Genomic DNA, 22,686 nt, shown 5'->3' with positions numbered 1-22,686 from the left:
AAACTGTGTTTTAGGAGGACTGACCCTTTGTTTTAGACAGCCCTATTTTTTCCACCTCATCAGAATGAACAGGAATCTGCCCATACATTTCGATTACTCTTCATCATCCATTACTTGGTAAGCCTTACTGAACAATAGCAATTGACTGTCAATTACAGGCTCCTCCATTTTTCTTGATACATAATTGTATTCACCAAATTCATCCTGTTCTCTTGCTTTCACATTATCAGCTAATGCACTAGTAAGAATATATTTCACTCGTTTTTTAATTTCGCCTTCAAAAATAGGAAATAGTATCTCAACTCGTTTTTCCATATTGCGTGTCATCATATCAGCTGATGAAAGGAAGATTTTTTCCTCTCCATTGTGATGGAAATAATAGATTCGACTATGCTCTAAAAATCTTCCAACAATGCTTCGAACTTTTATATTTTCACTAACTCCACTAATACCTGGGCGCAAGCAGCATGTACCGCGAATGATTAAATCAATTTTCACTCCAGCATTTGATGCCTCATATAGTTTCATGATAATCACTTTATCAGTTAAGGAATTCATTTTGGCAATAATTCTGCCGTTTGCAAACCTTCTATGAAATTCTATTTCCTCATCTATTAACCTGATAAAATCTTTACGAATATCAAACGGTGCAACAGATAAATGGTGAAAATCTGGTTTTTCCGTAAAGCCGCTAAGATAATTAAAGAAATTTGTAGCATCAATTCCAAATTTTCTTTTTGAAGTCAGTAAACCCATATCTGTATAAATCTTTGCTGTCTGATCATTATAGTTTCCTGTACCAAGATGGACGAATCGTTCTATTCGGTTATTTTTCTTTCTTACAACTAGTGTAATCTTGCTATGTGTTTTTAAATAGGTCATGCCATAAATAACATGACATCCAGCCTTTTCAAGCTCTTTCGCCCACTGAACATTATTTTCTTCATCAAAACGAGCTTTAAGTTCAACCAATACGGTTACTTGCTTTCCATTTTCAGCTGCTCGTTTTAACGCATCAATGACAGGAGAATCACCGCTTACACGATAAAGGGTTTGTTTTATTGCCAATACATCAGGATCATCAGCGGCCTCAGCAACAAATTCAACAACAGGCTCAAATGATTCGTATGGATGATGCAATAAAACATCCTGTTCTGAAACCTTTTCGAAAATATCTTCATCTGAAGCAAGGTCCCGTGGCGGCTGAGGTATGAGTGCTTCATATACTAGATGCTCCCGCAGGCTAGCCATCTCTTTATAAAAACCAAATAGCAATGTTAAGTCTAAGGGACCATCAATCTCGTAAACATCTTTTTCGTGTATTTCAAGCTCTTCAGTTAAATAACGTAAAATATTGCGATCAAATCCGTCTTGCTGGATTTCAAGCCGGACTGCGGCTCCCCATTTTCGTTTTTTCAATTCTTTTTCTATCTCTTTTAGGAGGTCGCGTGCCCCTTCCTCATGGATCGTCATATCAGCATTTCTCGTAATCCGAAATACAGAGACAGAAAGAACTTTATATCCCTTAAATAACTTTTGAATAAAATAGCTAATGACATCCTCTAAAAGAATTAGCTGCACTTTTTCAGCAGATGAATCAAGCTTAACAAACCGCTCTAAGACTGCAGGTACTTGTACAATCGCCGTTTTGTAACGATTTTCAACATACTCATCATGATCCTCAATTACAATGGCTAAATTTAAGCTTTTATTTAACAGCATAGGAAAAGGACGATAGGCATCAATAGCCATTGGAGTTAAAACAGGGAAAATATGTTCATCGAAATAATCTTCCATCGCTTCCAACTGTTCCGTTGTTAATTGATTCATCTTTAAGAATTCAATATCTTCCTGGTTAAGCAAAGGCAGAAGTATGTTATTAAATGCTTCATATTGCAACTCAACCAGATGATGTGTTGTAGCAGCTATTTCAGCTAATTGCTGTTTAGGTGTCATTCCCGCTTTATTTTCGGGCTTATTAAAGCCTGCTTTCACCTGATCCTTTAGTCCTGCAACACGAACCATAAAAAACTCATCGAGATTTGAGCTGAATATCGCCAAAAATTTTAATCTTTCTAATAATGGATTGCGTTCATCTAGCGCTTCCTCTAGGACGCGTTTATTAAATGCAAGCCAGCTAAGTTCTCTGTTGTTGTAATACATTGGACTAGATAGTTCAACAGCATTTTTATTCATTGTATTCATATGTACTGCCACCCTTTTATTCGACAATTTCTTACAACTTCATCTTAGCATTTACTTTTTATTACTATTGTAAATATATTGTAAATATATTGTTAATGTTATGTAAATATGAATAATTTGACAATATATTCAAAAAAGCGACGTATTATGATCGTCACTTTCAGCTGTATTCGTATTAACTAGTTTGTTTTTTCTAAAAATGTAACAGAAATTGACTTTTTTATTTGCTTTTCCAAATGTTTTTTTTGTTTTTCAACTTGATACTGTTCAGGCTTCCAATCTTTATGGCAAGTAAAGGTAAATAAAAGTTCTTCACCATTTAATCTCAGATCTATATTTTCAATTATATTTCTTTTTGTTGCATGAATACTGTAGGAAAATTTTAAGATTGCTCCTAATAAACGATATTTATTTAGCTCTTCTTTAGTAAACCATTCATTATATGGCAGGACGTTTCGCTTAAAAGCAGACTTGCTAGTAAAAGAAGCAATGAGCGCAATAATCAAACGTTCTCTATGAAGAAGCCCGTCTATTGTCCGGTTTGCTAGTAAATAGAAGGTATGCTGGCTGCTAGATTCAGAATCAATGTATGCCCCAAGGTTATAAACAAAGGCACTACGTTTTAAAAGCTTTGCATCCTGCTTATTTATAGAAGACAAGCCAGCTTTGTTTAATAGTTGTGCAATGATCATTGCACTATTTGTGACATGGAATACATGATTTAGATTAATATGATAATCTGCAGCTAATTCATAAAAACTCTCTTCAATAACATTTGGAAATACAGCAATTCCAAAATCTTTTGTTAATTCCTTATAAAATACACCGTCTCTTAAACCTTTTCTGCTTAAGGCAAACAGATCCGTATTGACGACATCCATTAAAGACGTAAAAACTTCCACAGCCGGAATAATAATATCTGCACGATCCTTTGATAAACCTTCAACACGCTGAATTTCCGAAAATGACAGCGATTGTAATAAATCACTTATTTCCCGGACATCCTGTTTTTCCATTACATATTGATGAACTCCTGCTAGTGGATAGCCTATATGCTCTTGATGGACTTGTACCATATTCCTTGCACTTCCTCCGATACCGATAATCGGAAGCTTCTTGTCAATAATCCACTCAAGCGTTTTAAATTGTTCATTAAGGTATGTTTTAAGTAAATAAAGTTCATTTTTCGTCGGAGTGTCATTCTGCACAAATTGCCTTTTTAAAGATAAAGCCCCGAATGGAAAGCTGTGATAGTTGATTAATTTTCGATCCTTAAAATAGGTAACCTCAGTACTACCTCCGCCAATATCAATGGTGATTCCGCTTTCAAACGGAGTTGAATTGACAACAGCTAAGTAACCGAAATAAGCTTCTTCATATTCTGATAAAATCCGAATTGAAAAATCTGTCTCCTCTTCAACTTTTTTGACAATTTCCTCTTGATTTTTCGCTTGCCTTATTGTCGCGGTTGCCACACATTTTACTTCTTCTAATTGATGGTGTCTTGTAATTTCTTGAAAGCTTTTTAGCGTATTTAGTAAAATGGTAATTCCTTTATCCGCAAGCCTTACCTCGTCAGTCAAATAATTGCGAAGCCGTGCGACAACTTTTACATTTTCTATTTCTTTTAATCTGCCGCTCGTGTCTCTTAAGTACATAACAAGCCTCATCGTATTAGAGCCTATATCAATTATTGCATACTTTTCATGTTTCACTTTCAACCCACACCCTTATCATAAAACATGCTTATCGCAAAATATCATTAGTATAACAGCTATTACTCTAAAATAAGGTCATTATACCATAATAAGAAAATATTTATTGGGATTTTTCACTTTAACTTCAAAAGAAAACGAGTCTTAGCAAATCTTTTCGGGCAGTAATCCCTACATAGCTTTTTACCTTCTCTGAAATCATGTAAAGTGGTGTTTACTGCCAGTATAAATTGGGATAAAACGTATGAGGAGGGGTTAAATGATTCATATTGTCAAGCAGGGAGAATCATTGTCTATGATTGCTGCTAATTACCGATTGCCACTTAATCAATTAATGGCCGCGAATAACATCATGAACCCAAATATTCTTTATATAGGGCAACGTATCAACATACCAACCTTACCCGATCCGGACACTATTCCATATTCGATTCACATTACAGTTTCAACGAAACGATTAGTTTTAAAAAAAGGGCAACAAGTTGTTAAACAATACCCTATTGCTGTTGGAAGAATGGTAACAACTACACCAGTTGGTGATTTTGTTATTGTAAATCGCGAACCCAACCCTGGTGGTCCTTTTGGAGCGATGTGGTTAAGTTTATCAAAACTTCATTACGGAATCCATGGTACAAATAACCCTGCTTCAATAGGGAAGGCTGTTTCACGCGGGTGTATCCGGATGTATAACAAGGACGTTTTAGAGTTGGCATCTATCGTTCCTAACGGGACCAAAGTATTTATCAGACCTTAAGATTTTATTAATATTTTGTAAGATACGTATTCAAATTGGGAAATAACCCTTATAATGACTAATGTAGCAACGAACGAAATCAGCTAGAGCGAATTTCCTATGATTCGAAGAGAGAAGACAAGATATTCATATCATGAAATACACCCAACAAGTCTAAATCCTTTAGAGCTGATCGATACCGCAATTTAAGGAGCGAACAGATGAAAATTTTTCAAAATAAGAATTTTGTAAGATTATTTTATGCAGCTCTATTCTCACAGATGGGAACTACGATTGGAAATATGGCCTTTGCTTTTTATCTCCTTGATCACTTCAGCCATCAGCCATCTTATGCAACAATTGCTGAATTGATGTACTCCTTGCCGACAATTTTAGTCTTTTTTGTTGTGGGAGTCGTCGCCGATCGCTTTGACAGGAAAAAGGTAGCTGAAAACTGCGATTGGATCCGAGCTGCACTAACATTAGTATTATTTGGAGCTTTATTTACAAATTCCATTCCACTCGTTTTTCTGATCTTATTTTTACGAAGTGCTGTCACTAAATTCTTTTTCCCGGCAGAAAATAGTCTTGTTCAAGGCATTTTAAATAAGGAACAATACGCTCAAGCCGCAGGTCTAAATCAAATGCTTTTCAGTATTTTTATGGTTTTTGGCGTCGGGATTGGAGCAGCAATTTATAAAACGATCGGGATTCATGGAGCTGTTACAGTAGATTTTATCAGCTTTATCATTTCAGCTCTGCTCATTCGTTCTTGTAAAATCCCTTCATCAGCCAGGCTTCCAAATGGCAAGCTGGAATGGAAGGATATCAGCATTAAATCATCACTGAATGACTTTAAAGCAGGGATTATTTATATCATTAAAAATCGTTTGCTAGCTGTATTAGTTTTCGGTTTTTTCATCTTTGGTATAGTAAATGGTGCCTTTGCCATTTTGCCAATGTTTACAATGAAATATGAGTTAACACCTGATAATTACGAATGGTATGCATCATTTTTTGCAATCGCACTTGGATTAGGTTTATTGACTGGCAGCGGCGTTGGAACGCTGATTGCATCAAAGTTTAAGCCTTATCAACTAATGGTATTTCCAATATTTATTACAAGCTTGCTTATTTTCTTTTTAGGTTTTACTGATAGAGTATCGATATTTCTAGTGATTGTTTTCATTATTGGTATGTGCTTAGGACCGATAAATATAGCTATTGGCGGTTGGATGCCAAAAATCGTTCATCCAAAGTTAATGGGGAGAGTCAGTGGATGGATTGACCCGTTAATGATGCTGGCGCAATCCATCACATTAGGTTTAATTGCCCTGTTATTCCCTAAAATCATTGAAACAATTGATTATTTATATTATGGAATGGCGCTTATTATTCTTTTGGTATCCCTCTTTTATGCCTGGACATTACCAAAATTGAGTGAAGCTTTAGAAGCAAAAGAAAAACGGAATCAACGAACAAAAACAAATCCAAATATTACATCGATTTAAAGAAGATGATCAAGACCTAGGTTTTGGTCATCTTCTCTTTTAGAGATTGCACATGAATTTCCAACGAAATTTGCATGAAGCTTCTAATAATTAGTTGCTTTTTACTATACTCAAAGTATAATTTAATTAAGAATGGTCCAAACTGAAAGTGTTCAAGAAAAGGAGAGAAACAATGGACGATCATAATCGACTCGATCCAACGAATCAATCAACAACTGAAAACCTCGCACGTGCAATCTATGTCGTTAACCGTCATGCTAAAACTGCTACAAATCCTAAATATCTTTATGAACTAAAAAAGAGAGCTTTAATTAAACTTGTCCATGAAGGAAAAGCAAAAAAAGAAGGGTTACATTTCTCAAATAATCCAAAATTCAGTAAACAGCAGTCTGACGTTCTCGTTTCAGCTGGAGACTATTACTTTCATATGCCTCCTACAAAAAATGACTTCGTTCAACTTCCACATTTAGGATCCTTGAATCAAACATATCGTAATCCTAGAACACATATGTCCCTATCAAAGGCAAAAAACCTTTTACAAAATTATGTAGGAATGAAAGAAGCAAAACACCCACCAAAACCATACCAACCCAAAAAAACACGTACATACCAAAAACCCGTGTTTAAAAAACTAGGGGAAAGTTATAACTAAAACAGAGGCAATGGTGCTGGGGATAAAACAATGTACTATGACCTCTACTTTTGTATCTTTTTTAGAAAACGATTTGCTCAACCTCGGTCAAATAAGATGTTTTTAGAATAGAAGGTCATTTCTCGCTTCTTAAATGATAAAGCGCAAGCGCCTTGATCAGCCTAGGGCAAATAAGACGCTCATGAATAGAAGGCGTTCTTTGCCTTCAATTCATGAGTGGCTAGACCCTAGAGGGGCTAGGCGCTGGAGCTAGACACTAATAAAACTAAGTACAAAATTTTATACTCTTACCATTTAAAAAAGTTGTTCCAGAGATTGATACAAATCCCACTCTGGAACAACCTAGTCTATAAAATAACTTCATCAATTTTAGAAATCAGTTTAACAATTTCCGGTTTACTAATTTGTCCGTTCGCCCCTGCTTTTTCTCCTTTATGTCGAAGATCACTTGTGATTAACGATGAAAAAATGATAACCGGCAAAATCGATAATGTCTGGTCTTCTTTAATTTTTTTCGTAAGATGATGCCCATCCATTTGCGGCATTTCAATATCTGTTATAACTAGTTGTACCTCATCCTCTATGGCTTTTCCAGAATTAACTATAGTTTGTAAATACGAAAACACCTCCTTGCCATTTTCAAAAAATTCAATTTGAGAAAATCCTGCTCTATTCAAAGTCTCTTGCAAAAGCTTTCGTAATAGTGGTGAATCCTCGACAACTACCAGCTTTTTAGTAGAGCGATTTCTTGGCCCTATTTTTTTTACCTGATCTACATGTATGCCTGATTCCGGATTAATTTCAACAACAATCTTTTCAAAGTCTAGCAAAAACACCATTTCATCATGTATTTTTACAACTCCTGTAACTTGATTCTCAAGTCCTTGATACATTGCTGCTGGTTTTTCAATTTCATCCCAAGATATACGATGAATTTGTGTAACTGCATGTACATGAAACACAACCTTTAATTGATTAAATTCTGTGACGATGAATTTTTCACTACGAGGGTCCTCGAATAAATCCAGTCCAAGTGCAGTTCCTAAATTTACAACAGGGACAATCTCTCCTCGGATGTCGATGATCCCTTCAACATTTGGATGAGCGTGCGGAATATTCGTCACTTTAACAGGCTGAATGATTTCTTTCACCTTCAACACATTTATTCCAAACTTATTCTGTCCGACGCAAAACTCTACAATTTCCAGTTCATTTGTACCACTTTCAAGAAAAATGCCTTTATGCTGCTCCATACACTTCTTCCTTCCATGTTAAAACGATGCACCTTTTATATCGGTTGTTTTTTCTCATTCTTTAACATAGCCAAAAAGTAGTTGCTTTCCAAGCTTAGCTAATAAAGATCATTTTTAATATTGTTTCTTCTGAAAGATTTGTATTGATCGGTCATTTATTGACCTTCCGTCCATACGTCCAAAACCATCCATTCGCTTCACACTGAGGAAATCCCTTTTTTGCTGTTATCCACATTGCATAAAAATACAAAAACCATTACAAACTAAATAGTGTGGAATCAATAACTTTTTTATATGAGGTGGATAATGAAGTATTTCCTACTATTTATCATGATAGCTGTTTGTTCAGCCTGTAATGTAAATGATCAAGACGAAGCATTAAATGAAACTGGTACAGAAGAAAACGGCTTATTGCAAACAGGGAATGATCAGAGAATCACAAATGATGATATCTTAGTTGAAGCTAGAGAAGAAGTGAACCTTGATAAAGACCACGATCCCCTGCACCCAACAATGGCAGAAGAGCTCGTTCGCGAAAAGCTTGGCTTGGAAAATAACGAAAATGTGATTGTTCAATATGATCACCTGGAAAAAGGCAAATATATAATCCATGTTTATTCTGTTGAAGGTTCCCAAGAAAATAGTGAAGCTTGGTATATGGTTGATTTGCAAACAAAAGCTGTTCAATCCCTAAGACGATAACTTTAATAGTGACACAAATAATAAAAGGATGCTTTATACAGGGTAACTCCTGATATGTAAGTCATCCTTTTTCTATATATTTAAACTAGTTATAATATCGCTTTATAAAATTTACATTATTTTTACAAACCCCATATGGGAATTATAGTAAAATAGGAGTATATTTTAAGCTTGTATGTAAAATAGGAGTCGTGAAATCGATGTTAACCATAGGGGATATTTCAGAAAAGGTACCTATTGTTTCTTTAACTACCAAAAGTGCTGATGTAAACTTACTTTTTGAAGAAGATCCCGATCTTGAAGGAATCCTTGTTGAAGATCATGATAAACCTGTAGGATTAGTTATGAGAGCCCAATTTTACCGGAAAATTTCTGCCAAATATGGCTTTGATCTTTTTATGGGCAGGTCTATCAGTCTCATTATGGATAGAAATCCTTTAATCGTTGACTTTTTTGATCCAATTTCCTCTGTAAGCTCCAAAGCCATGGCAAGAAGTCAAAAGAATTTATATGATTATGTGGTTGTCATGCAAAACGATCATTTATTTGGGATTGTCAGCATAAAAAATTTACTCACTAAACTAGCTGAGATCCAAGTTAATCAAGCGATCTATACCAATCCTTTATCAGGGCTGCCCGGCAATGTTTTAATTGAAGAAAAAATACATGAATACATACAAGCTGAAACAAAACCTTTTTCACTCCTCTATTTAGATCTTGATCATTTTAAGGAGTATAATGATACATATGGATTTAAAAAAGGCGATTTACTCATTAAAGAAATTTCAAATCTTCTAAGTCAAAGCATTTTATTAAGCGGTAATGAGGAGTCTTTTGTTGGCCATATAGGCGGAGATGATTTTGTTGCTATATTACCCCACTTAAATTATGAACCAACCTGCCAAACAATCATTCAGGAATATCAAATTCGCATTCAAAAATACTATGATCCATATGATTGGCAAAACCAATTTGTTTATACAAATGACCGAAACGGACAATATGGGAAAATTCCGCTTGTTTCCCTTTCAATTGCTGTAGTAACGAATCAACATCAAACATTTCAATCGATTGAACATATAAGTAAAGTTTCGGCTATGGTAAAAAAACAATGTAAGTCCGTTGAAGGAAGCTGCTTTATTTCTTATGAAACAATACACCAAAAGATCTAATCCCATGATGATTTAGATAGCTCCTGTTTATTCTTAGACATTCACCCATCTCTCAACATCTGCATATCGTAATCGTGAAGGCATGTGAGAGGAGTGAAAAATTGAATGTATCCATATTATAGACAATTACCCATACAAATCCCAGGTTTTCCCCAGTTAGGCGGTGGAACAGGCTTCCCGCCTTTTGGACCTCCAGGCAGCGGTTTCGGCGGAGGGCCAGGTCAAAGCGGACCTCCTTCAGGTCCACCTCCAACTGCAATCCCTCCTGAACAAGGACAAGGGCAGTTTGGGGTGTATGCAGTGGATCCAGGAGGAATTCGAGGTTGTCTCTATCGTTATACGTATGTTCGCCTAAATAATGGCCGTGCATTTTGGTACTATCCAACATTTGTAGGCAGAAACTCTGTAGCTGGATGGCGTTGGCGCAGAAATCAATATCGTTGGGTATATTTTGGTATTGATTTAGATCGTATCCGTTCATTTAGTTGCTATTAAAATAAAGTGACATTTCCCGAACTTACTCATCTCTGCTCTTTTAGATAGGGATAGGACTTTATTTTGTTTAATCGCTACAAAAAACTTGATCCTTCACCATTATTCACCATATTACTTTCAACTTTTTCTTGTTAAAAAATAAGCCAGTGGACATGATAAAAATGAGCATCTCATCGGTTGCTCAAAGTTCGTAAACCATACAATTCAAAAAGGGGTGTTGGAAGATGGCAAGAAACAAATTGTTAGTGCCAGGTGCCGAAAATGCTCTGAATTCCATGAAAGAAGAAATTGCGAATGAATTAGGGGTTGAACTTGGTGCCGATACGACAGCTCGCGCAAATGGTTCCGTAGGTGGAGAAATGACAAAACGGATGATCGCAATGGCCGAAAATCAGCTTCGGAACCAATCCCGATAAATATATTGGGATAAAAATAATGGGGGTGTCTAAAAAGTATGTTTACTTTTTAGATACCCTTATTAATTATAGGACAAATGACACTTAAAGCAATCAGTAAATGATCGATTACTTTAATTTGCTACATCAAGCAGTGAAACCCTAAACTTTTGAAAATCCACTTAAAAATTGATGGCGTCTTTTCGCTTGGGAGATAATGGTTTGAATTTCATTTTTATAAAAGTTCATATGTGAAAGTGTAAGTGCGTACATCATTTCAGCTTCTAATTTTGTAACAATTTCTAACTCTTCTTTTGTAAGCAATTCTTTTTCAGCGATCATCTTTTCCACCTCTTTCATGGATTGATCAAAAAGTTTTACAGGTAAATATTTTCGTTGACTATTATTGATTTATGTCGGTAGCAGCCATATACTTGTATTTTTTCCTTTAAAAGCAGAAATAAGATGACAACAAAATCAAAAATGGTAAAATAACACCTATATATTATTTTTTGAAAGGTATTTGAATGTAGCTATGAGGTTTTTGGGCTACTTGGCAAAGCTTTTCTACCATGTTCGATGTGGAGTCTTATTCCACGAGGAGGTTAAAATGGAGCATTTAGTAAATTCAAAAGTAAGACAAATTGAACTTTCAGGGATTAGGAAGTTCTTTAACATGGTCGCAAATTATGAAGACGTCATATCCCTTACAATCGGTCAACCTGATTTTGATACTCCACAGCATGTTAAAGATGCTGGGATTGCAGCAATTGAACAAAATTACACTACATATACTCATAATGCAGGATTTATTGAACTTCGCGAAGCAGCGAGCGAGTATTTACGAAAAAAATATGATTTAAATTACTCTCCGGAAGATGAAGTAATTGTAACTGTTGGCGCTAGCCAAGCAATAGATTGCACCTTTCGAACATTATTAGAAGAAGGTAGTGAAGTTATTTTACCTAGTCCTGTTTATCCTGGTTATGAACCGTTGATTAAACTTGCCGGAGGCACTCCTATTTATGTCGATACGACTGAAAATAAATTTAAATTAACTGCCGAGCTGCTTACTCCATTTATCACAGAAAAAACACGATGCATCGTTCTTCCTTATCCTTCTAATCCTACAGGTGTAACTTTGGAGGATGATGAGTTACAAGCAATCGCAGAATTAGTCAAAGGGAAAGATATATTTATTTTATCTGATGAAATTTATAGTGAGCTTGTTTACGGAAAACAACATCGATCAATAGCCCGTTACATAAGGGAGCAAACGATTGTTATCAACGGATTATCAAAGTCGCACAGTATGACAGGTTGGCGTGTCGGCTTATTATTTGCTCCAGCTGCTGTTACAAAGCACTTAATTAAGGTACATCAATATAATGTGTCATGTGCATCATCAGTATCCCAAAAGGCAGCATATGAAGCTCTTACTGCAGGTTTTGATGATGCTAAAACGATGAAAGACTCCTATCAAGATCGATTAGAATACGTATATAACCGTTTGGTGAATATGGGATTTGATGTCGTAAAACCTGACGGAGCTTTCTATTTATTTCCCTCTATAAAAAGATTTAATCAAACTTCCTTTGATTTTGCCCTGTCACTAGTAGAAAAAGCTGGTGTTGCATTAGTACCTGGCAGTGCCTTTTCCAAATATGGTGAAGGGTATGTTCGTCTATCCTATGCCTATTCAATGGAACGTTTAAAGGAAGCGATGGATCGTATTGAAAGCTATGTGAAAAATGAATGATACCATTTCTAAAGCAACGGCGAATAAGCCGTTGTTTTTAGTTAAACGACTTCATTCTCCTAAAAAATCTCCAGATGGCATTTCAACCGTAAAAGTACTGCCCTTCCCCACTGTACTTTCAACAGTAATACTCCCATTATGATCCTCAATAATTTTGTAGGTAATCATTAGACCAAGTCCATTTCCTTTTTCTTTTGTTGTTAAGAATGGCTCACCTAATCGGTCAATCAGCTCTGCAGGAATTCCTTCTCCTTCATCCTGAACGATGATACGAATTTTATCCTCCGTTCTTTTTGTTTGAACTGTTACTTTTCCACCTTTTGGCATTGCATCGATTGCATTTTTAAATAAATTGATAAACACCTGTTTAAGCTGATTTTGATCACAATTAATCAGCAATTTCGCATATTCATGTTTTTGTAGAATTGAAACACTATTTAGATTAGCCTGTGTTTCTAAAAGCATCGCTACATCCTGAATCAATGTGACCAAATTGGTTTTCCTGAATTGTGTTTCTTGAGGTTTAGCAAGCACTAGCAATTCGCTTAAAATCATTTCTATACGATTTAATTCTGAAAAGATAATTTGAAAATATTGCGCGTGATTTTTAAATTCAGGATGCATGATTTGCAAGAATCCCTTAATTGCCGTTAAAGGATTTCGTATTTCATGCGCAATTCCCGCAGCTAACTGGCCAGCAATTGATAGTTTTTCTGAACGCAGCATTAATTCTTCTGTTTTTTTGCGGTCTGAAATATCGCGCAATATGACTTGAACCGCCAGTTCACCAAAATACGTTGTTGGAATGCAAACCATTTCTGAATAAATGGTTTTTTCCTTAGAAATAACCCACGATTGGTTCGTTACGTTTACTTCCGATTTACCTGACAGAATATTTTCTAATGATTCCTTCATTTTTTGATGATCATTCGGGTGTAAATGTTCATAGATGTTTTTCCCCAACATTTCAGGATAATCTCCAGCTTCAAATAGCTTTACTCCTGATTCATTAATAAAAACCCATTTATCTTGATGGATTACACCGATGGTATCAATCGAATTGTCGATAAGCCGTTGATAACGCTCCCTGCTTTTTTGGAGTATTTTTTGAAAGTTTCTTCTTGAAGAAATGTCTGTTAATACGATTAATTCAACCTTTTCCCCTTTGAAGGTTGTAAGATTAGCAGTTACTTCGACATTAATTTCAATGCCGTCAAGTCTGCTCCACGTTTGTTCTATTATTCCAATTTTTTCACCAGTATGGAGCCTTTTAATTCTATTTTTCACAACCTCATGATAACTATTATCAATGAAATCTACTGTGTGTTTTCCGATTAATTGTGCTTTAGAGTTTGCTCCAAGCAACTCCATAAAAGCTTTATTTACATAAACGATTTTCCCTAGATGAGAGATATATAGCGGACTTGGCAAATCGTCGAGTAAAAGATCGCCATCCACTTGACCAATGGTATAATCCTGACTGTTCTTATCATTTTCTATCGATTGTTCAATCATAACATTGTAGGTGTCAAGCACTCTAATTTTTAGAACGATATCCTGCCCTTGCTTTGATACTGTACTTCTAATGAAATCTACTGTTGCCTGAAACCATACATAGGACCCTTTTTTATGCATAAAGCGAAATGTACATGGGTGTAGGTGGTGCTCGTTAAAAAAATAACTTTCTATTAAGAATAGATCCTCACTATGTATAAAATCCTTCATATATTTACCGATTAAATCATCATATGAATAACCGATCAGTTCAGTAGAGTTTGAAGAAATATATTGGAAGCGCCCATTTGAAGAAACTACAGCATATACCTCGACATCTTGTATAACTGTATGAACATTTGTTGCATTATGATCCATAGCATCTCCTCCTAAGTTATGACCTCTTCACTAATGAAAAAGCAGGATTTATAGAAAACAATTAATAGTACTAAAAAATAAATCATTTTTTAATACTAGATCGTGACATGATGAACATAATGAATTTTCTACTTTTTATACTATTCTATTCCAATTTATAAAAATCCTTTTTTTAGGTAATTCACGTATTCAAAAAGCATTAAAGATATTATAAGTTTACGTTGTTATCCCCTTTTGTCAATACACTGTTCAAATAATAGGAAAAAAGCCGGTTCATACCGACTTTTTCTTTTACAACATTTTCTTTAGAAAATGTCATCAACTTTTATTTTTATTACTTAAATTACTGTTTTTTGATGCTCTCTTCCCGTAGTACTCTGCGTAAAATTTTACCTACGTTTGTTTTTGGAAGTTCTTCTCTGAATTCAACAATTTCCGGGACTTTAAAAGCAGCTAGGTGCTGACGGCAAAAACCTTTGATTTCATCAGGATCTGCTGTATTTCCAGGTCTTTGGACAATGAATGCCTTAACCGTTTCCCCTCGATAATCATCTTGAATCCCGATAACAACAGCTTCCTGTACGGAAGGATGTTCATATAGAACCTCCTCAATTTCACGAGGATAAACATTGTAACCGCTTGCAATAATGAGATCCTTTTTACGATCAACAATCGATACATATCCTTCCTTATCCATTCTTGCAATATCTCCTGTAAAGAGCCATCCGTCACGAAGAGTTGCAGCGGTTTCCTCAATCATATTCCAATAACCTTTCATCACTTGTGGTCCTCTTATGATGAGCTCACCTAGTCTACCAGGCGGTACTTCCTGTGTTCCTGTTGCAACATCAACTATTTTGTATTCTGTCTCTGGCAGACCTATTCCAACAGTACCAGGTTTTCTTTCAGCAAAGGCAGGATTGCAATGTGTGGATGGCGAGGCTTCTGAAAGACCATATCCCTCTAGAATCTTGGCACCTGTCTTCCATTCAAACTCCCTTAAAAGCTCGAGAGGCATCGGAGCACTACCGCTATTACAAAGTCGAATTGATTCAATCCCATATTCCTCCGCCCTCGGATGACTAGTAATCGCCATATACATCGTTGGGACACCAGGAAAGAGTGATGGCTGCTCGCGTTTGATCGTTTCAAGCACCTCCTCAAGATCAAATCTTGGCAACATGATCATCGAATTTCCACAATAAATGGAGAGATTCATGCAGGCAGACATTCCAAAAACATGGAAAAGTGGAAGAACAGTTAAGCATTTTTCTTGGCCTTTCACGATTTCCTCTTTAATAAATTGATAGGTTTGAACCGCATTTGCGACGATATTACGATGTGTGAGCATTGCCCCTTTTGCCCGGCCTGTCGTCCCGCCAGTATATTGAAGAACAGCAATATCATGCTCTGGTTCACATTCAATCGGATGAACTTGCCCATTTTGTTTTGTTAGGAAGCTCTCAAATGTATCATCCTCTAGTTGATTTGTCACGGGAGATTGGAAACTAACAGTAATAATATTTTTAATGCTTGTTTTAATTTGAATCGCTTTTAATCTTGGGTAGAGTGCATGTAATAATACGATTGTTTCAGCTTCACAATCATTTAACAAATATTCCAGCTCTCTTTCAACAAGCATTGGGTTTACTTGAGTAACAATTGCTCCTGCTGTCAATGCACCATAAAAGGAAACCAAATACTGCGGGCAATTTGGCAGCATGATCGCAACTCGGTCACCCTTTTGCACCCCTGCCTGCTGCAGAGAAGATGCAAATTCACCTACCAATCTTGCAATCTCATTATATGTGTAGCTGTTTCCATAGAAAGAGACCGCTTCATGCTCTCCAAAAAGTTCAACTGTTTTTTGAAGCATTTCCGGAACAGAAATAGGAGGTATTTCCACTTCATTTGGGACATGTACAGGATACGTTGCCAACCAATGTTTAGGATTTTTCATTTTTTTCGTCCTCCTCTTATTAGTACACAATCAAGATCATCTTTTTGATATTCTATTCGTTCATTACTTTATGTATTCGCTGCCTGCTGCCCTGTACCCTTTTTTAAAAAGAAACTGTTTTTCCATAAAAAAAGAGACACCAGGTCTCTTAATGGCTTCCTTTATATTCACCGTTATTTTTGGCTGCTTTTACTTTTTTCGCTTTATCATGATGAATTTTATTTGTTGCTGCACTGCCCATTTCATGGCTGAATTCTGAATCAATAGCACTTGAGTCAAAGCCTTTTTTGTTTTTTTGCTGTGGATCATTTTTCTTAGTACGTTTCGCCATCTTCTTCACTCCTCTTTATAGACCACATGAGTATTTTGTGAAAAAATCAGGGAATTATGTAGAGCACAGTAAAAAAGAAGAGGTTATTATTCCTCTTCTTTTTTACTGTCTTTGTTAATTTCTGTTGTTGTAACATATTTTTCTTGAAGATCCATATAAGCTTTTACAATTCGATTTGCAATATGCTTATTGACGGGATCACTATCATCACTAGCCCAAGGGACAACAACACTAAAGGCAACCTGTGGGTTTTCAGATGGATAATAGCCAACGAAGTTTAAGTTATTTGTTTTTCTTCCCCAATATTCACGTTTAGGACCATAATAAAGGGTTTGTGATGTACCAGTTTTACCAGCCACATCATAATCGATATAGGCAGAAGCTGTTCCTGATGTGACAACAAGTTTAAACCCTTGTTGTACCCGTTCAATTTCTTCTGTTGTATTGTTAACGCGATTTAAAATATTCGGTTCTTTATCAACAACAATTGGTCCTATTTCATTTTCCTCAACAGGTGCATGGATACTGGTAACGATACGGGGCTGTACACGATACCCTCCATTGGCAATAACCGAAACATATTGAGCCATTTGAAGCGGTGTATACGTATCAAATTGTCCGATCGCAATATCCAAAAGCTTACCGGCTGAATCTGGTGTACTGATTAAACCTGAAGACTCCTGTGGTAAATCAATACCAGTTGCCACCCCTAAACCAAATTGAGCAAAATAATTACGAAGCTTTTGGAAATCCTCTGAAGTCGCATTAAACGGTCCATTTTTCACATATGTGATGTCAGCAATTCTCATCGCCACATGGAACATATAGACGTTGGATGATAGCTTTAATGCACTTAAATCAGTCATATATCCAAGATTTCTATAAGAGCCTTTTGGCGGTGTTCCTCTTAAATAAAGGGTTGTATCATAATATCCTTGGCCGATCGGCATCCCGTCTTGATAACCGGCAAGCACGGTTGCTCCTTTTACTGTTGAACCTGCTTCATATTGAGTTGCGAATGTCCCGTAAGCAAAATCAAGCATTTCACCACTGCGGTTCTCTGGGTTAAGCTGCTTCCCTACCATCGCTAATACATCGCCTTGATATGGATCCATCATGACAACAAACGCGCGGTCCATCAAAAAGTGGCTTGCACTAGCTTTACGAAGTTCTTCCTCAACAATTTTTTCTACTTCCATTTGCAGTTCCATGTCAAATGAAAGCTTTAGATCATAACCTCTTTGTCCTTCATCAACCACTTCTTCAGAGACAATGTTCCCGCTTTTATCCGATATATATTCAATCTTTGCTTTACGCGGATTTAAGTAATCTTCGTATTGGTATTCAAGATAGCTTGTCCCTACTCGTTCATTTCGGGCATAGCCTCTTGCCGTATAAAAATCCTCCCTGGATTGAAGAATTCCTTGTTCAGGAGTACTAATACCGCCAAAAATGGTTTTCAATGATTCATACGGATAATCTCTGGCCCAATCCGTAATAACGTCAACGCCAGGAAGCTCTTCTAAATGCTCTGCAACCATAGAAACTTCTTCATCTGTTAAATTCGTTGATTTCACGATTTGCGGCTCATATTGGTAGCCTGAAGAAAAGCGAGTGTAGATATAGGCAAGTTCTTTTTCTTGGCTGCTAGCTTTAATGGCAGCAACTTCCTCTTCTGGAACACGTTCAACCTGTAATCGATAAGTTTCAGATGATTCTAACTCCAATTCACTCTCTGAAAGCAGCTCTTTCGCTTCATCTGGATGTGAAGCCAGCCAATAATCCTTTATATCTCTTTCCTTCAGCTCTTTCTCTAAAAACGCCGCATCATAGCTTATATATTGTGATAACTTTTTAGCTGTCGCTATTTTATCCTCTGCTTTTGTTGTTTTATCAACAGTATACGTAATTGCAGGCACACTTTTGTTGTCAACGACTACTCGATTATAGCGATCATACATTTTCCCCCTTGGTGCAGGCATACTAGCATAATCTGATTCTGTTCGTGCCACTTCTTTGGCAAATGCCTCACCTTGGACAATTTGAACGACACCGAGCCGGACAATAAGTGCAACGAACAATACAAACACTAGGAAAAAAAATACATTTATGCGAATGTATCTCGACTTTTTTAATTTTCGGTGTTCAGATGCATTCGCGCCTTGTTCAGTCAATACAAATTCCCCCTTTATTAAAAGATCTGCTTATGTCAAAAGATCTATATTTACAGTTTTGGTCCACCCATTATTTTACCACTAATCTTTGTGAAGATATAGGTTTGGAATTTGAAAATAATGTGAAGTAAAAAACTGCAAAAGAAGAGGCGACAACTCCTCTTCTTTTGCAGCTTATTTCTATGGTGATCTCTTCAACATTAATAAGTAAAGCAGACCGCATGATCTATAAATTTTTCCTTTATTTTTCACCTTTCCATAGTTTAATCAACGCTTGTGTACCGCAATTTTCATTCCCTAACTCCGCTAGCTGTTCATAAAGCTTATGGGCAAGCTGCAGGCCTGGTGTGTTTAAGTCCATATTCATCGATTCTTCGAGAGCAATTCCCATATCTTTAATAAAATGTTTCACGAAAAAGCCTGGTTCATAATTGTCAGCAAGCATTCTTGGTGCCAAATTGCTAAGTGACCAGCTTCCTGCTGCACCAGTGGAAATACTCTTTAATACATTGGCAGGGTCTAAACCAGATTTTTCTGCATAAGCAATTGCTTCACATACACCGATCATTCCTGAGGCAATCGCAATTTGATTACACATTTTTGTATGCTGGCCAGCACCTGCTTCACCTTGATAAACAATATTTTGTCCCATTAGCTCAAATAGCGGTAAGCATTCTTCAAATGCTTTTTTATCACCGCCAACCATTATAGCTAACCTTGCTTCTTGTGCACCAATGTCGCCGCCTGATACTGGTGCATCAAGTGCATTGATTTCCTTGGCTTTTGCTCGTTCATAGATTTTTTTTGCTAAGGATGGCTGTGATGTTGTCATGTCAATAACATATGTACCTGGCTTTGCCGATTCAATAATGCCTTTTTCGCCTAAATAAACGTCTTCGACATCCTTTGGATAGCCGATCATCGTAATAATAATATCGCTATCAGTTGAAAGCTTCTGAACTGAATCCTTCCATATTGCCCCTTCATTTAAAAGGTCATCTGCCTTCTCTTTCGTTCTTGTAAAAACATTAAGCTGATATCCTCCTTTTATAAGATGCTTGGCCATGCTTTTCCCCATGACGCCAAGCCCAATAAATCCAACCGTTTTTCTCATATTATAACTCCCCTTTGCTTTTTTTAAATTGATTTAATCAGTCCGCCATCTATTAAAAATGTTTGCCCTGTCATATAGCTATTTGCGTCAGATAATAGGAAGGCAACATAATTGGCAAATTCCTCAGGTTCACCATAGCGTCCTAACGGAATTGCGCTTTTTATTTTTTCTTCAATGACATCTCTTGATACTCCTTGCTTTTCGGCTGCTTTTTCATCTAAAAAGGCAACACGGTCTGTTGCGATTCGACCAGGTGCAACTGTGTTAATCAGGATATGATATGGTGCAAACTCAGTTGCAAGTGTTTTCGTTAAGCCAACAATGCCTGTCCGAAAGGTATTTGATAAAATAAGTCCCGGGATTGGTTCTTTAACAGAGGATGATGCAATATTCACGATTTTCCCGCCATTTTTCTTCATATACGGTAATACCTCTCTAGTAATGCGAATATAGCTTAATAGATTTAATTCAAAGGAATGCTGCCAATCATCATCTGTCATTTCCTCAAACGTTCCAGCAGGCGGACCGCCGGCGTTATTAACAAGTAAATCAATCGAACCTAATTCAGAAACTGTTGTCTCAACAAGTAGTTTAATGTCTTCCTTATTCTTTATATCACATGCTTTATAATGAATTTTTCCTTTTGCCGTGCGCTCAAGCTCATTTTTTACCTGTTTCAATTTTTCTTCATCACGGCTGGAGATCATTACATTTACACCTTGTTCTGCAAGCTTTTTCGCGATTGCCTTTCCAAGTCCTTGACTTGAAGCAATAATTAATGCACTTTTCCCCTGATACTCTAACTGCATTGTTAAACACCCCTTATGTAAAGATACGTTTATTTTACCATTTCCTTTATAATGCTTTAACTAAAGAATCCTGAAAACTTGAATATAGTGTTGAAAGAACATGCCCAGCTATCATTCGAATAGTCAGAACAAGTCAATTGAGGCATTTGTTCAAAAAGTTATGGTTTGAATACAAATGCTTTTGTAAGTTATTTAGAGGGGAATTTAAGAAGAAGGACAAGTCCCCACATGCTTTGTGAGGACCGTCTTGAGTAAAAACTGCTGAATGCCATATTATGTGAAATATTCAACCTTACCATTTGGAAAATAATGATCGACATAGCCTTCAAGTGTTTCACGGAGTTCTTGTTCCTGATCCTTTGGATAGATGTATTTCCCTATTCCATATCTTCCCCATTTGTATCTTCTTTCTTCTTCATTTAATTCCAACTTTGTTTTCGGATAGTTTTTTTGAATCACACGTTTTGCTGGTTTTGTAAATCTATGCTGGATCATTTCAAAGGTGATATCATCGCGAACATCTGCTGGAAGATGGGCATTGAGCTTTTCAAATAATGTCTTGTAGCCTTCCTGCCAATTTTCGTGTATATAAATTGGTGCAACAATAAACCCTAACGGATAACCTGCATTCGCCACCTTTACAGCTGCCTCAATTCTCTGCTCTAATGGAGAAGTACCCGGTTCAAAATTTTTAATCACATAATCGGCGTTTATACTGAAACGAAACCTGGTTTTTCCATTATGTTTTGCATCTAATAGATGATCAACATGATGAAATTTAGTTACAAAGCGCAGCCTTCCTATATCCGTTTGACCGAAAAATTCAATCGCTGCCTTTAATGAATGTGTTAAATGATCAATTCCGACAATATCTGACGTACATGAAGCTTCGAAACGGGTCATTTGCGGACTACGCTCTTCCATATACTTGTGTGCTTGGTCAAGAATCTCATCTACATTAACATAAGTCCGTATATAAGGCTTACTGCCCATTGTCGTTTGCAAATAGCAATAATGGCAGTGGCCCATACATCCTGTAGCGAGAGGAATAGCATATTCTGCAGAAGGCTTTGAGCTGTCAAATTCAAGTGTTTTTCTAACACCAATGACTAAAGTAGATTTTGCTGACCGGTATTGCTGAAGATGATTATTACCAGGTATATTTCGCACTTGATTATGGGAAGTTGTTTCCCTAATCTCCAACCCCATTTCTTCAAACTTTTGTTTCAATTCAACTCCACGAGGATACTCTAGTGCTCTCGGTTCGATATAAACTAATTGTGGAACAAAAGGTTTTATCAATACAACCATCTCCTAAAAAAGAAAGACATATTATGTGATTAACCTTTCCATATCTCTTTTTTATTAATCAGTAAGAAATTTCAAATTAATCATATTGCTGATAATCAAATAATTGATTATAAAGCTTTTCTGCTTCAGCATAACTTGAGAATACAGCATCTTCCTCTTCTAATGGATGGTATGCATCATAAAGAAACAAAGCCAGCTCATTCGGATTTTTTGGATGCCTCACAATTTCTGCTTTTTCGATATTTGCTACATTTACTGCATGCGGGTTTCGATAGATCACATAAACCTCTTCCCCAATTTGAAAATGATTATGTTCCATTTGGACCTTCCCTTCAAAATTAGTTCATTCTAGAATAGGTTGTCCAATTGAAAAAAATTTGAACATAAGAAAAGAGCAAGGCACAATCATAAGGCGAATAGCAATTACCTTCGATTTCTATTTGAATAGACCATTTAGCCGATGGCACATAAATCTGGACACCAAAACAAAAAAATCGTTAAAAAGGACAGGCATAATACCTGT

At 36.4% G+C, this 22,686-nt stretch carries 20 protein-coding genes; 8 read left to right on the top strand and 12 right to left on the bottom strand.

What is annotated here, in order from left to right; all coding sequences use genetic code 11:
- Positions 1 to 93 precede the first annotated feature (93 nt).
- Both ACSVDH_RS10235 and ACSVDH_RS10230 read right to left on the bottom strand, forming a co-directional pair.
- Positions 94 to 2,196 (bottom strand): RNA degradosome polyphosphate kinase, encoded by a 2,103-nt coding sequence (locus ACSVDH_RS10235; protein ID WP_439249791.1) that lies wholly within the window; start codon positions 2,194 to 2,196, stop codon positions 94 to 96.
- A gap of 188 nt (positions 2,197 to 2,384) precedes the next feature.
- Complete coding sequence (locus ACSVDH_RS10230) at positions 2,385 to 3,875, bottom strand: Ppx/GppA phosphatase family protein (RefSeq protein ID WP_439249790.1); 1,491 nt, start codon at positions 3,873 to 3,875, stop codon at positions 2,385 to 2,387.
- A 304-nt stretch (positions 3,876 to 4,179) separates the two neighbouring features.
- Between ACSVDH_RS10230 and ACSVDH_RS10225 the strand changes: the two genes are divergently transcribed.
- The 3 genes from ACSVDH_RS10225 (at position 4,180) to ACSVDH_RS10215 (ending at position 6,816) form a co-directional block, all read left to right on the top strand.
- Positions 4,180 to 4,674 carry a L,D-transpeptidase family protein gene (locus tag ACSVDH_RS10225; protein WP_299086718.1) on the top strand — a complete coding sequence of 165 codons (495 nt, stop codon included), beginning with the start codon at positions 4,180 to 4,182 and terminating at the stop codon, positions 4,672 to 4,674.
- A gap of 200 nt (positions 4,675 to 4,874) precedes the next feature.
- Positions 4,875 to 6,164, top strand: coding sequence for a Mef(A)/Tet(V) family efflux MFS transporter (locus ACSVDH_RS10220; protein ID WP_299086715.1), 1,290 nt, complete (start codon positions 4,875 to 4,877; stop codon positions 6,162 to 6,164).
- A 172-nt stretch (positions 6,165 to 6,336) separates the two neighbouring features.
- Positions 6,337 to 6,816 carry a YkyB family protein gene (locus ACSVDH_RS10215; RefSeq protein ID WP_439249350.1) on the top strand — a complete coding sequence of 160 codons (480 nt, stop codon included), beginning with the start codon at positions 6,337 to 6,339 and terminating at the stop codon, positions 6,814 to 6,816.
- 347 nt (positions 6,817 to 7,163) lie between these two features.
- On the opposite strand, the gene ACSVDH_RS10210 is transcribed toward ACSVDH_RS10215, so the two are convergent.
- The gene (locus tag ACSVDH_RS10210) at positions 7,164 to 8,069 is read right to left on the bottom strand and encodes a chemotaxis protein (protein WP_439249349.1); all 906 of its coding nucleotides are present in this window, start codon (positions 8,067 to 8,069) and stop codon (positions 7,164 to 7,166) included.
- A 306-nt stretch (positions 8,070 to 8,375) separates the two neighbouring features.
- Here ACSVDH_RS10210 and ACSVDH_RS10205 point away from each other — a divergent pair, with 306 nt between their 5' ends.
- From ACSVDH_RS10205 to ACSVDH_RS10190, 4 genes are all read left to right on the top strand, one after another.
- Entirely contained in the window at positions 8,376 to 8,771 is a 396-nt protein-coding gene (locus tag ACSVDH_RS10205; protein WP_299086706.1) for a hypothetical protein, read from the top strand.
- 200 nt (positions 8,772 to 8,971) lie between these two features.
- A complete protein-coding gene (locus ACSVDH_RS10200; RefSeq protein WP_439249348.1) occupies positions 8,972 to 9,943 on the top strand; it encodes a GGDEF domain-containing protein in 972 nt (323 codons plus the stop codon).
- A 105-nt stretch (positions 9,944 to 10,048) separates the two neighbouring features.
- Entirely contained in the window at positions 10,049 to 10,438 is a 390-nt protein-coding gene (locus ACSVDH_RS10195) for a transporter (RefSeq protein WP_439249347.1), read from the top strand.
- Between the two features lie 224 nt (positions 10,439 to 10,662).
- Positions 10,663 to 10,854 carry an alpha/beta-type small acid-soluble spore protein gene (locus ACSVDH_RS10190; protein WP_299086701.1) on the top strand — a complete coding sequence of 64 codons (192 nt, stop codon included), beginning with the start codon at positions 10,663 to 10,665 and terminating at the stop codon, positions 10,852 to 10,854.
- Positions 10,855 to 10,995: 141 nt separating this feature from the next.
- Here ACSVDH_RS10190 and ACSVDH_RS10185 read toward each other — a convergent pair whose 3' ends face one another.
- On the bottom strand, positions 10,996 to 11,175 hold the full coding sequence (locus ACSVDH_RS10185; protein WP_299086699.1) for a hypothetical protein: 180 nt from the start codon (positions 11,173 to 11,175) through the stop codon (positions 10,996 to 10,998).
- Positions 11,176 to 11,443: 268 nt separating this feature from the next.
- On the opposite strand from ACSVDH_RS10185, the gene ACSVDH_RS10180 reads away from it, so the two are divergent.
- Entirely contained in the window at positions 11,444 to 12,592 is a 1,149-nt protein-coding gene (locus ACSVDH_RS10180; RefSeq protein WP_439249346.1) for an aminotransferase A, read from the top strand.
- A 51-nt stretch (positions 12,593 to 12,643) separates the two neighbouring features.
- Here the strand turns inward: ACSVDH_RS10180 and ACSVDH_RS10175 are convergent, their stop codons facing one another.
- The 8 genes from ACSVDH_RS10175 to ACSVDH_RS10140 form a co-directional block, all read right to left on the bottom strand.
- Positions 12,644 to 14,464, bottom strand: a complete 1,821-nt coding sequence (locus ACSVDH_RS10175; protein WP_439249345.1) for a PAS domain S-box protein — start codon at positions 14,462 to 14,464, stop codon at positions 12,644 to 12,646.
- Positions 14,465 to 14,807: 343 nt separating this feature from the next.
- A complete protein-coding gene (locus ACSVDH_RS10170) occupies positions 14,808 to 16,424 on the bottom strand; it encodes a long-chain-fatty-acid--CoA ligase (RefSeq protein WP_439249344.1) in 1,617 nt (538 codons plus the stop codon).
- A 148-nt stretch (positions 16,425 to 16,572) separates the two neighbouring features.
- The gene (locus tag ACSVDH_RS10165) at positions 16,573 to 16,755 is read right to left on the bottom strand and encodes a hypothetical protein (protein ID WP_299086688.1); all 183 of its coding nucleotides are present in this window, start codon (positions 16,753 to 16,755) and stop codon (positions 16,573 to 16,575) included.
- 86 nt (positions 16,756 to 16,841) lie between these two features.
- A complete protein-coding gene (locus ACSVDH_RS10160; RefSeq protein ID WP_439249343.1) occupies positions 16,842 to 18,929 on the bottom strand; it encodes a peptidoglycan D,D-transpeptidase FtsI family protein in 2,088 nt (695 codons plus the stop codon).
- A gap of 241 nt (positions 18,930 to 19,170) precedes the next feature.
- Positions 19,171 to 20,043 carry an NAD(P)-dependent oxidoreductase gene (locus ACSVDH_RS10155; protein ID WP_439249342.1) on the bottom strand — a complete coding sequence of 291 codons (873 nt, stop codon included), beginning with the start codon at positions 20,041 to 20,043 and terminating at the stop codon, positions 19,171 to 19,173.
- 23 nt (positions 20,044 to 20,066) lie between these two features.
- Positions 20,067 to 20,852 (bottom strand): SDR family oxidoreductase, encoded by a 786-nt coding sequence (locus ACSVDH_RS10150; RefSeq protein ID WP_439249341.1) that lies wholly within the window; start codon positions 20,850 to 20,852, stop codon positions 20,067 to 20,069.
- Between the two features lie 273 nt (positions 20,853 to 21,125).
- Positions 21,126 to 22,154 carry a spore photoproduct lyase gene (splB, locus tag ACSVDH_RS10145; RefSeq protein ID WP_439249340.1) on the bottom strand — a complete coding sequence of 343 codons (1,029 nt, stop codon included), beginning with the start codon at positions 22,152 to 22,154 and terminating at the stop codon, positions 21,126 to 21,128.
- Between the two features lie 85 nt (positions 22,155 to 22,239).
- Positions 22,240 to 22,482: a transcriptional regulator SplA domain-containing protein gene (locus tag ACSVDH_RS10140; RefSeq protein WP_439249339.1), complete on the bottom strand. Its 243-nt coding sequence runs from the start codon at positions 22,480 to 22,482 to the stop codon at positions 22,240 to 22,242.
- Positions 22,483 to 22,686 lie beyond the last annotated feature (204 nt).

Origin of the sequence: Metabacillus sp. Hm71, from assembly GCF_051842955.2 — a bacterium.
In the GTDB taxonomy this organism is placed as follows: Bacteria; Bacillota; Bacilli; order Bacillales; family Bacillaceae; genus Metabacillus.
The sequence above is the reverse complement of the archived record's forward strand: the minus strand, read 5'-3'. Positions and strand labels throughout refer to the sequence as shown.

Coding starts and splice junctions, on each gene's coding strand:
- ACSVDH_RS10235 (WP_439249791.1), bottom strand. CDS start 2,196: ATGAATAAAAATGCTGTTGAACTATCTAGTCCAATGTATTACAACAAC.
- ACSVDH_RS10230 (WP_439249790.1), bottom strand. CDS start 3,875: ATGAGGCTTGTTATGTACTTAAGAGACACGAGCGGCAGATTAAAAGAA.
- ACSVDH_RS10225 (WP_299086718.1), top strand. CDS start 4,180: ATGATTCATATTGTCAAGCAGGGAGAATCATTGTCTATGATTGCTGCT.
- ACSVDH_RS10220 (WP_299086715.1), top strand. CDS start 4,875: ATGAAAATTTTTCAAAATAAGAATTTTGTAAGATTATTTTATGCAGCT.
- ACSVDH_RS10215 (WP_439249350.1), top strand. CDS start 6,337: ATGGACGATCATAATCGACTCGATCCAACGAATCAATCAACAACTGAA.
- ACSVDH_RS10210 (WP_439249349.1), bottom strand. CDS start 8,069: ATGGAGCAGCATAAAGGCATTTTTCTTGAAAGTGGTACAAATGAACTG.
- ACSVDH_RS10205 (WP_299086706.1), top strand. CDS start 8,376: ATGAAGTATTTCCTACTATTTATCATGATAGCTGTTTGTTCAGCCTGT.
- ACSVDH_RS10200 (WP_439249348.1), top strand. CDS start 8,972: ATGTTAACCATAGGGGATATTTCAGAAAAGGTACCTATTGTTTCTTTA.
- ACSVDH_RS10195 (WP_439249347.1), top strand. CDS start 10,049: ATGTATCCATATTATAGACAATTACCCATACAAATCCCAGGTTTTCCC.
- ACSVDH_RS10190 (WP_299086701.1), top strand. CDS start 10,663: ATGGCAAGAAACAAATTGTTAGTGCCAGGTGCCGAAAATGCTCTGAAT.
- ACSVDH_RS10185 (WP_299086699.1), bottom strand. CDS start 11,175: ATGATCGCTGAAAAAGAATTGCTTACAAAAGAAGAGTTAGAAATTGTT.
- ACSVDH_RS10180 (WP_439249346.1), top strand. CDS start 11,444: ATGGAGCATTTAGTAAATTCAAAAGTAAGACAAATTGAACTTTCAGGG.
- ACSVDH_RS10175 (WP_439249345.1), bottom strand. CDS start 14,464: ATGGATCATAATGCAACAAATGTTCATACAGTTATACAAGATGTCGAG.
- ACSVDH_RS10170 (WP_439249344.1), bottom strand. CDS start 16,424: ATGAAAAATCCTAAACATTGGTTGGCAACGTATCCTGTACATGTCCCA.
- ACSVDH_RS10165 (WP_299086688.1), bottom strand. CDS start 16,755: ATGGCGAAACGTACTAAGAAAAATGATCCACAGCAAAAAAACAAAAAA.
- ACSVDH_RS10155 (WP_439249342.1), bottom strand. CDS start 20,043: ATGAGAAAAACGGTTGGATTTATTGGGCTTGGCGTCATGGGGAAAAGC.
- ACSVDH_RS10150 (WP_439249341.1), bottom strand. CDS start 20,852: ATGCAGTTAGAGTATCAGGGGAAAAGTGCATTAATTATTGCTTCAAGT.
- ACSVDH_RS10140 (WP_439249339.1), bottom strand. CDS start 22,482: ATGGAACATAATCATTTTCAAATTGGGGAAGAGGTTTATGTGATCTAT.